Origin of the sequence: Hydrogenophaga sedimenti (assembly GCF_051857515.1) — a bacterium.
Classification (GTDB): domain Bacteria; phylum Pseudomonadota; class Gammaproteobacteria; order Burkholderiales; family Burkholderiaceae_C; genus Hydrogenophaga.
The window spans coordinates 368099-375685 of the sequence record NZ_JBPZHA010000005.1 but is presented as its reverse complement, the minus strand read 5'-3'; the positions used below and the strand labels follow the sequence as shown (position 1 = coordinate 375685).

Here is a 7587-nt window from a genome sequence, read left to right as displayed (position 1 = left end):
GAAAACGGGCGGTGCAAACGCAGAAACTGCGTTGAATTCGCTGATTCCGAGTCGCGCTGTTTCATGTCGTGGCAAGCCGCCCGCTATCGGCTGGCGCTAAACGTGTTTTGAACACCATCCCTAGACTCACGGCGCCAATGGACATCAGCGCGCCGTCGTTCCGGCCAGAGCTCATATCCCAATCGCCTAGACTCGAGCCGGGCTGGCGCTGAGTTCCTGTTCAGTTCCGGCCAGAGCTCATATCCCAATCGCCTAGACTCGCCGGGGCGGTGGACAGTGCGTCTGTCCAGTTCCGGCCAGAGCTCATATCCCAATCGCCTAGACTAGTTCAATCAGCCCTTCGCGGGTGTATTTAGTTCCGGCCAGAGCTCATATCCCAATCGCCTAGACTTTGCAGCCGCGAGGGTTGCATGGCACAGGAGTTCCGGCCAGAGCTCATATCCCAATCGCCTAGACTCAGCAGGGCCTTGTCGAGGAGGTTCATCATGTTCCGGCCAGAGCTCATATCCCAATCGCCTAGACTGGGGTGGCGGTCGAGGATGTGGGCGGCGATGTTCCGGCCAGAGCTCATATCCCAATCGCCTAGACTCCGATCGTGTTCAACGGGCTGGTCGGCATGGTTCCGGCCAGAGCTCATATCCCAATCGCCTAGACTATGCAGAAGCCTGTCCACATCGTCCCCATGGTTCCGGCCAGAGCTCATATCCCAATCGCCTAGACTCCAGAGCAGGACCTGCGCCTCGCCGCAGTGGTTCCGGCCAGAGCTCATATCCCAATCGCCTAGACTGGATCGGATGTGGAAGAAGGAATCGAATCGGTTCCGGCCAGAGCTCATATCCCAATCGCCTAGACTGGCGGGCGGGATGCTGCGCCAGATGCCGACGGTTCCGGCCAGAGCTCATATCCCAATCGCCTAGACTTCCGCACCGCCCGCGACGCCTGGCCCGCCGTTCCGGCCAGAGCTCATATCCCAATCGCCTAGACTCCGGTTTCAACGACTGGAAAGACTACCCTCGTTCCGGCCAGAGCTCATATCCCAATCGCCTAGACTTGCAGGAAACGGGCAACGCTTTGCAGCGTAGTTCCGGCCAGAGCTCATATCCCAATCGCCTAGACTGGCAGCGGGATGCCCTTTCACAACAGCGTCGTTCCGGCCAGAGCTCATATCCCAATCGCCTAGACTGTCACCGGGCAGGCAGCAGTCGATCTCCACGTTCCGGCCAGAGCTCATATCCCAATCGCCTAGACTTGAACTCAAGAAGCGCATCCTTGGTACCAAGTTCCGGCCAGAGCTCATATCCCAATCGCCTAGACTCGGCTTTCGATAACCCCTTGATTCGTCAAGGGGTTTTTCGATTTTTGGGTCTTGAAAAACATCGCGAAATTCAGAAGAGGTCGAACTGGTCAGGCGCTTTTTTCGCGGGCTGCTTGGCCTGCCCGTGGAAGCTGACGATGCGTTCGTACTGTTTGTCGGTGAACTGGAGGATGTTCACTTTACCGCCTTCAGGCAATGCAGATTCGACCTGCTTGCAGTAGGTGTCTACTTGGGCCGGGCTGGTGCAGAAGCGCATGTAGACGCTGAACTGGCTCATCTCGAAGCCCATGTCCAACAATGCGTTGCGAAACTCGGTGGCAGCCTTGCGCTCAGCTTTTTCAACCACAGGCAAGTCGAACATCACCACCATCCACATCAGCCGGTATCCCGTGAGCATGGTGCTTGGTCCATGTCTTCATTCGTCGCGCAGTGCCGACGCGAGTGCCAAGGGCAATCCCGGCAGAGGCAAGTCCAGCTTGTCTCGTTGTCCTAGATAGACCTGTGCCAACGATGTGGTGAGTTTCTGAACGCACACCATGACCGGTGTGGCGCCCGCATCGCTTTGCATGTCGTCATACAGTGTGCGCACCATGGCCCGCTTGGAGTCGGGATTTACATGGTCTTCGTCATTGCGCCGGAGCTGCCAGACTTTGAGGTCAATGACAGGTCTGAAAGGCTCCATCAGGTCGTCGACCAAGCGCATGGCGTTGTTGTCGTGGCTGTGGTGCAAACCGATGCTGGGATGCAGACCGGCAGCGATCACAGCGCGGGCGGTGGTTGCTCGCAGGACCGTGTACCCGTAGTTGAGCAGGGCGTTGGTTCCGGGGGCGTTTTGGTCGCGTCGGAAGTCTGTACCGAACAGCAGGGTCCAGTAGCGTCGAGCACCTTGTGCTTCCAAATTTTCCGGGTCGCCGCTTTTGACTTTGGCTGCTAGGGCTGTGAGAGGCGCCGTTGGCATCCCGGCCGCCTCCAGTGCAGCAGCCTGCTGTTCGAGTTTGGATCGCACGATGGCGGCCCACATGCGCTTGTGTGTCGGCTGACTGGCCGCTATCTGTGCTTCGATGCGGTGCGACTGTTCGAAGTTGCCTTCAATGGGCAACAGCATGCCCACGGCGTTGTGGTTCGCGGCGCACAGCACGAACGGCGCGCCGCGTTCAGCCAGTGCTACCAACAGGTTGTTGGTGTAGCTCAGGCCGTGTGCGTTGGCGATGACGGCGGCGATGTCGTCCAGCGGCACTTGACCCAGTTCTTTGCGTTCTCCCTCTGTGTCCTGCACCACCATGAACCCGCGGTGCATGAACAGGTGGCGCCGGTCATCGGCCACCTCGACGATGCGGCCGATCATGTGGGTTACTCCTTGAAGCCAGGATCGCGGAGTTCGCCAATGGGCGAAACGGAAACTTGTCGTCCATGAGCCTTGAATAGTGATCCTGCGGTAAACGACCCGTAGATCAGGCTGGCGTCCTTTTCGTCCTCTCGTTGCCGAACATTGGATTCCCGGTGTTCGGCCACAAAGATGCCCCCATTGGACTTGATCTTCTTGATCGTCAGCAGGCGCACAACACCCTTGAAATCCGCTTTGAGGTAGTCGCCAATGATCAGCCTCATGACTAGCGACTTTCCACGAGTGCTCAGTGTTGGATGCCGGAGGCGTTGTTCGCCATCTCGTCGCACGAGTTGGTAGGCCTCAAACGTGGAGATCACTTCGCCCTCCCACTTGCCCTTCTCGTTGCGAACGATCTCGATGCAGTAGTTGCTGTCGCCCTTGTAGCCCTTGTACGGTCGCGGCGATCCATCGGGCAGGCTGCCGTGGCGTGCAACTGATTTGGCGTTCGAGAACTCGATCACCTTGAGGGCGGAAGTTTCTTTCTGGCGAATACCCTCCACGGTCTTGTGAACGCTCACCATGCCGTTGCCCAGCAGCGAGTAAGCCGTGTCGTTGTGCATGGCACCTTCGTGTCCGTGGTCGGGCTTGTGGCTGACCCAGATGTGGTTCACGGCACGAGCCACGTGATCGCGATAGCTGTCCCACGGCAGGGGCATGTCCTCTACCAGCCGGTTCAGTTGCCGTTCGCGTGCGCTGGCGCTGGCTTGCGCGAAGCGCTGCAGCATGCCTTGGTCGGTCACAGCGATCACGCACGCGTCCACCGCATGGTGCCGATGGTCGTTGCGGTTCTTCTCGCCGTCCAGTCCCAGGATGTCGTTCAGTCCGAACTTGGCACGCAGCATGGCCGTCATTTGCCCAGGAATCACGCGGGTGGCTTGCGGACAGATCAGGCTCAGGTATTCGCGCGCCACGCGGCTCAGGTAGCGGGTGTCGTTCAGTGCGCGGGCTAGGAAGTCCTTGTCTTCTTTCAGCCAGCGCTGGTAGCCGTCCTCACCGAACCGGTAGCGCTTGTTCTTCGGCATCTGTTCGGCCCGGTCCAGCATGGCCGCCGTGGACCAGCCCAGCGCTTCAAAGTCTGCGCGGGCTTCCCAGGGTGTGCGATTGCCTTTGACGCGGTTGGCCTGGCGCATGGCGACGGTCTTGTTGTTCAGGCTGTCGTCCAGCGTTTGAGAGAACGGCAGGATGTGTTCGATCTCCACCTGATCGCTCAACACCATGTTTGCGCTGATCTGCACGCCGCTGTAGGGGCAGCGGCGATCGGCTGGGTCGAAGCTCAGTTCTTCCCACAAGATCAGTTTCTGGATGTCGGCATGGCGCACCCGTTCCGGCGCCATCTGCAACAGGTCGGCGGCTTCACCACGCAGGCGCTCGTTGCGCTTCTGGTTCTTGGCCTGACGCTCGTTGTCCTCCTTGCGTTGCTCCTGGCTTTGCTTGAGGTCGCGAGCCACTTCCACGATCACTTCGGACGGGTGTCCGTAGCGTTTGATGAGTGCATTGACCACCACACGGACCTGATTGAGACCAATGTGGACGGTCGGGTTCGCGATCTTGCCGAAGCGCTTTTCGGGTGTATCGGCAGCGTTGCCCGAACCGAAACCGACGTGGCGTTGGAGGTATTCGCCGTAGTAGGGCAGGGCCGGAAGGATCTCGCCCGTTGCTGCGTGGCTGATGTTGCTGTGGTGCTCAAAGCCAGCGGCCACCACGGCCTTGTCGTAGGTGATCACGTCGCGTTGCAGCTCGGGCAGGATGCGGGCCAGCGCTTTGGCGCTGAGACTGCCATAACCTTCTGGCAGAGCTGTTGAGGCTATTGCTTCGGCTCGCGACTCGTCCACACCGGTTTCCGCTTGAAGCCATCGAACCAGCCGGGTTTCGTTTTCTTCTGAAACCAGCCGCATGACGATAGCGTCTTGCTGCTCAGGCTTGAGCCCAAACCACGCATCGCCGAAATACTCTTTCTTGCTCAGGATGGCGCTGGTGGTGTTGCCTTTGAGTTCCTGTCGCTTCGGGTCTTCAAAGTTGAATTGAACCGCTCCGCCAAGACCCAGCAGCTTCTTGATCTGCGTGAAGCTGCGCTTTCCATTTCGTTCCAGTGCTTGCACCAAGCTGTCGCGTTGCTCCAGCGTCAACGCTTCTTCTTTCAATCCCTCTCGCAATACGTACAGGTGGTTGACTTCCTGATAAATGCGAAAGCGCTGCTGGCTGGGAAGGGCCAGCGGGGCACGTTCTTCATCCGGAAGCAAGGTGCAGCGCCCGGGTTTCACGGGCTTGAGTGGCCGCTGGTGTAGCAGACAGTCCTTGAGCTCAGCGCGGGCTGTTTCGTTGAACAGGTGCGGGTTCAGCGCCGATTGCTTGGCCCATAGCGCGTCGAACTCGGCTTCGATCATGGCGCGGTCGATGTAGAGGTCGTAGCTCTTGTCGATGCGTGTCTTGCCGTCTTCCTTTTCAACGCGTTGCTGACGGTATCGTGCACGCACTGTCTGGCCCGATTGCTCACGCCGAAACAGGTATTCGCCTACCGTGCGAGGCTTCCCCTCTGCACCCGAAGGATCAAGCGCCGCATGCAACTGCTTGATCGCGGATTTCAACGCGCTGCTGTCGTTGTCCTTCTTGTCGGTCTTGCGGTTGCTCTTGAAGCCGCGGCGCTGGTTGATGTGGAAGAGCGCACGGGCAAACTCTTCAGGTTTCAGCGCCTCGTCCAGACCCTTGGTACGTAAGCCATAAGGGCTGATGGCTTCCAGGGCTTTGCGCGCTGCTTCGTCCTTGGGGAAAAAGCCATGCTCGATCAGCGTGCGCATCATGCGCGCTTTGCGCTTGAGCAAACGGTCGCGGCGACGGCGCATGGCGCGTGCTTCGCGCCGAGTCACGGCGAGTGACGATCCATCCTTGGGGTTGCGCCCGTCGCTGAAGATGCGGACGCCCGCTTTGATGACAGCGATCGGTCTTGGCTGCGTATCGGAGTTGAGTCGAAGAATCGCCCAGCCGAGCGATGTGCTGCCCAGATCCAGCGCGAGTCGGTAGCGCATTTTTTGTGGCACGTATTGCCTCCCTTGATTCACGATGTCGTTTTGTAACACGTTGTGCTAGGATGCCTCCGTTACTGCGATTGGGATATGAGCTCTGGACGCTAACAAGCTGAAAGATGCACCAAATGGAAGGGCCGCTATACGCGGCCCTTCGTCTTTTTGTTTGCGTGATTCCCGCTTGACCGAGCGCGTCAACGCGCCGGCTGGATCACCTGCGTCATCGGCCGGGGCTCGCCTTCGGCCCACCAGTTGGCCCACAGCCGTCCCTGCCCGCCGACGGGGTCGGCCTGCAGGGTCAGGAAGTTGCGGCAACCCAGGATGCGCCGCCCGGTGCCGGGCAGGGGTTCCATGCGGCCGGTGATGCCCGGCTCCAGCGTCTGGGTTTCCAGGCAGGCCTGTTCGAGAAAGTAACGGGCCACGCCGGGCGGGGCGGGGTGGGTGATGCCGCTGGCGGTGAGTTGCACCAGGCTGCGCGCAGGCAGCGGCAGATCGGGGCGGTCCTGCTCGATGACTGCGGTGGCCGCCACATGCACATCGCCGGAGAGGATGGTGACCCGCACACCGGCCTGCGCCGCGTCCAGCAGCCGGTGCACCAGCCGCAGGCGCTCGGCCTGGTGCGCCGGGCTGGTCCAGTGGTCGCGCAGGTCGTCTTCGAGTTCCTCGATCGCGGGCAGGGCGCCGAGCATCTTTTCCAGCTGTGCGTAGCTCGGGTGCATCACCGGAATGCTGCTCATCACCAGCAGGTGCCGCAGGTCGCCGGCCGCCCGCTGCTGGTCGAGCCAGGCGCAGACCGCGCTCCAGCCGGTCGGGCTGATCACCTGTTCGGGCATCCGGTGGGTCGATCCGTCTGGGTCGGTGAGTGTCCAGCCCGGCTGGCGTTCGGAGCGGGTGTCGAGCACCAGCAGGGCGGAGTCACCAAAGCGGTAGGCACTGTGGTGCGCCGGCTGGCCGGGCAGGGTGGCGGGCGGCGGCGCGCCGAGCATCTGGCGCTGGAACAGCTCGAAAGCGGCACGGGCGGCGGCGAAGATGCCCTGGAACACCGGACTGGCGTGCAGGTCGGCCGGGTGCGAGCCCCAGCCGTCGATGATGTCGTGGTCGTCCCACATCATCACGCTGGGCACCGAGGCCAGCAGCCGGGCGGTCGCGGGCTGGCTCCAGCGCTCCAGGTAACAGCGCGCGAAGTGCTCCTGCAGCGCGGCGCGCAGGCTGTCGGTCAGGGGCAGGTGGCTGCGGGTGTGCCAGTCCAGCCCGGTCCAGTCTTTCAGCTCGGGGACCACGGACCAGACTTCGTCGCTGTAGATCTGGTCGCCGCCCATCAGCAGCAGCTCCAGCGGGCCGAACCGGGTGTTGCCCACGGTGTCGAGTTCGCGGTGCAGGCGGTCGAGCCGGTCCCACAGGGCGTTGGGCTCGCGGGTGGTCTTGCGGGTGCGGGCGTCGGAAAAGCCGTTGCAGGAGAAGTAGGCGATGGCCGGCGTGGCGTCCCGGGCGGGCACCTGGAAGCGGTGGTCCTGGCCGGCCAGCCGGTAGTCGACGGTCTGCGCCGCCGCGGTCTGCCTGACCGCGATGTCGAAGCGCCAGGCGGTCGCCGCGAGGCCGGGCACCGGGCCGCTCCAGCCGCCGACCAGTTCGGCGGGGACCTTCAGGCGCAGGGCCGGCTGGGGATCGGCGGCGTCGCAAACCACCAGCAGGCTGATGCCCCAGACGCCGCCCTGGCATCCGAGAAACTGCAGAATGGGTCCGGTCAGGATCATGTCGCCTCCCGCGAGTGGTTCTGGCGCGATGGTCGGTGCTTTGCGGGTGGGCGACAAGCCCCGCCCGGAGGATGGTTCGGGCGGCCGGGAACCTCGGGCCGGTTTGCCGGT

Annotated in this window: 4 protein-coding genes and 1 CRISPR repeat array; all 4 genes read right to left on the bottom strand. The window is 61.8% G+C overall.

What is annotated here, in order from left to right:
- Positions 1 to 157: 157 nt before the first annotated feature.
- Positions 158 to 1315: direct repeats of the CRISPR family, unit length 36 nt; unit sequence GTTCCGGCCAGAGCTCATATCCCAATCGCCTAGACT.
- Between the two features lie 70 nt (positions 1316 to 1385).
- On the bottom strand, positions 1386 to 1712 hold the full coding sequence (gene cas2 / locus ACS5NL_RS11145) for a CRISPR-associated endonuclease Cas2 (protein ID WP_439353859.1): 327 nt from the start codon (positions 1710 to 1712) through the stop codon (positions 1386 to 1388).
- Between the two features lie 18 nt (positions 1713 to 1730).
- Positions 1731 to 2660, bottom strand: coding sequence for a type II CRISPR-associated endonuclease Cas1 (gene cas1, locus ACS5NL_RS11140; protein ID WP_439353858.1), 930 nt, complete (start codon positions 2658 to 2660; stop codon positions 1731 to 1733).
- 5 nt (positions 2661 to 2665) lie between these two features.
- Positions 2666 to 5776 (bottom strand): type II CRISPR RNA-guided endonuclease Cas9, encoded by a 3111-nt coding sequence (gene cas9, locus ACS5NL_RS11135; protein WP_439353857.1) that lies wholly within the window; start codon positions 5774 to 5776, stop codon positions 2666 to 2668.
- 140 nt (positions 5777 to 5916) lie between these two features.
- Entirely contained in the window at positions 5917 to 7476 is a 1560-nt protein-coding gene (locus ACS5NL_RS11130) for an alkaline phosphatase D family protein (protein WP_439353856.1), read from the bottom strand.
- Positions 7477 to 7587 lie beyond the last annotated feature (111 nt).

What these genes read in the sequence shown, in the direction of transcription:
- cas2 (WP_439353859.1), bottom strand. Translation starts at nt 1,712, where the DNA reads ATGCTCACGGGATACCGGCTGATGTGGATGGTGGTGATGTTCGACTTG.
- ACS5NL_RS11130 (WP_439353856.1), bottom strand. Translation starts at nt 7,476, where the DNA reads ATGATCCTGACCGGACCCATTCTGCAGTTTCTCGGATGCCAGGGCGGC.
- cas1 (WP_439353858.1), bottom strand. Translation starts at nt 2,660, where the DNA reads ATGATCGGCCGCATCGTCGAGGTGGCCGATGACCGGCGCCACCTGTTC.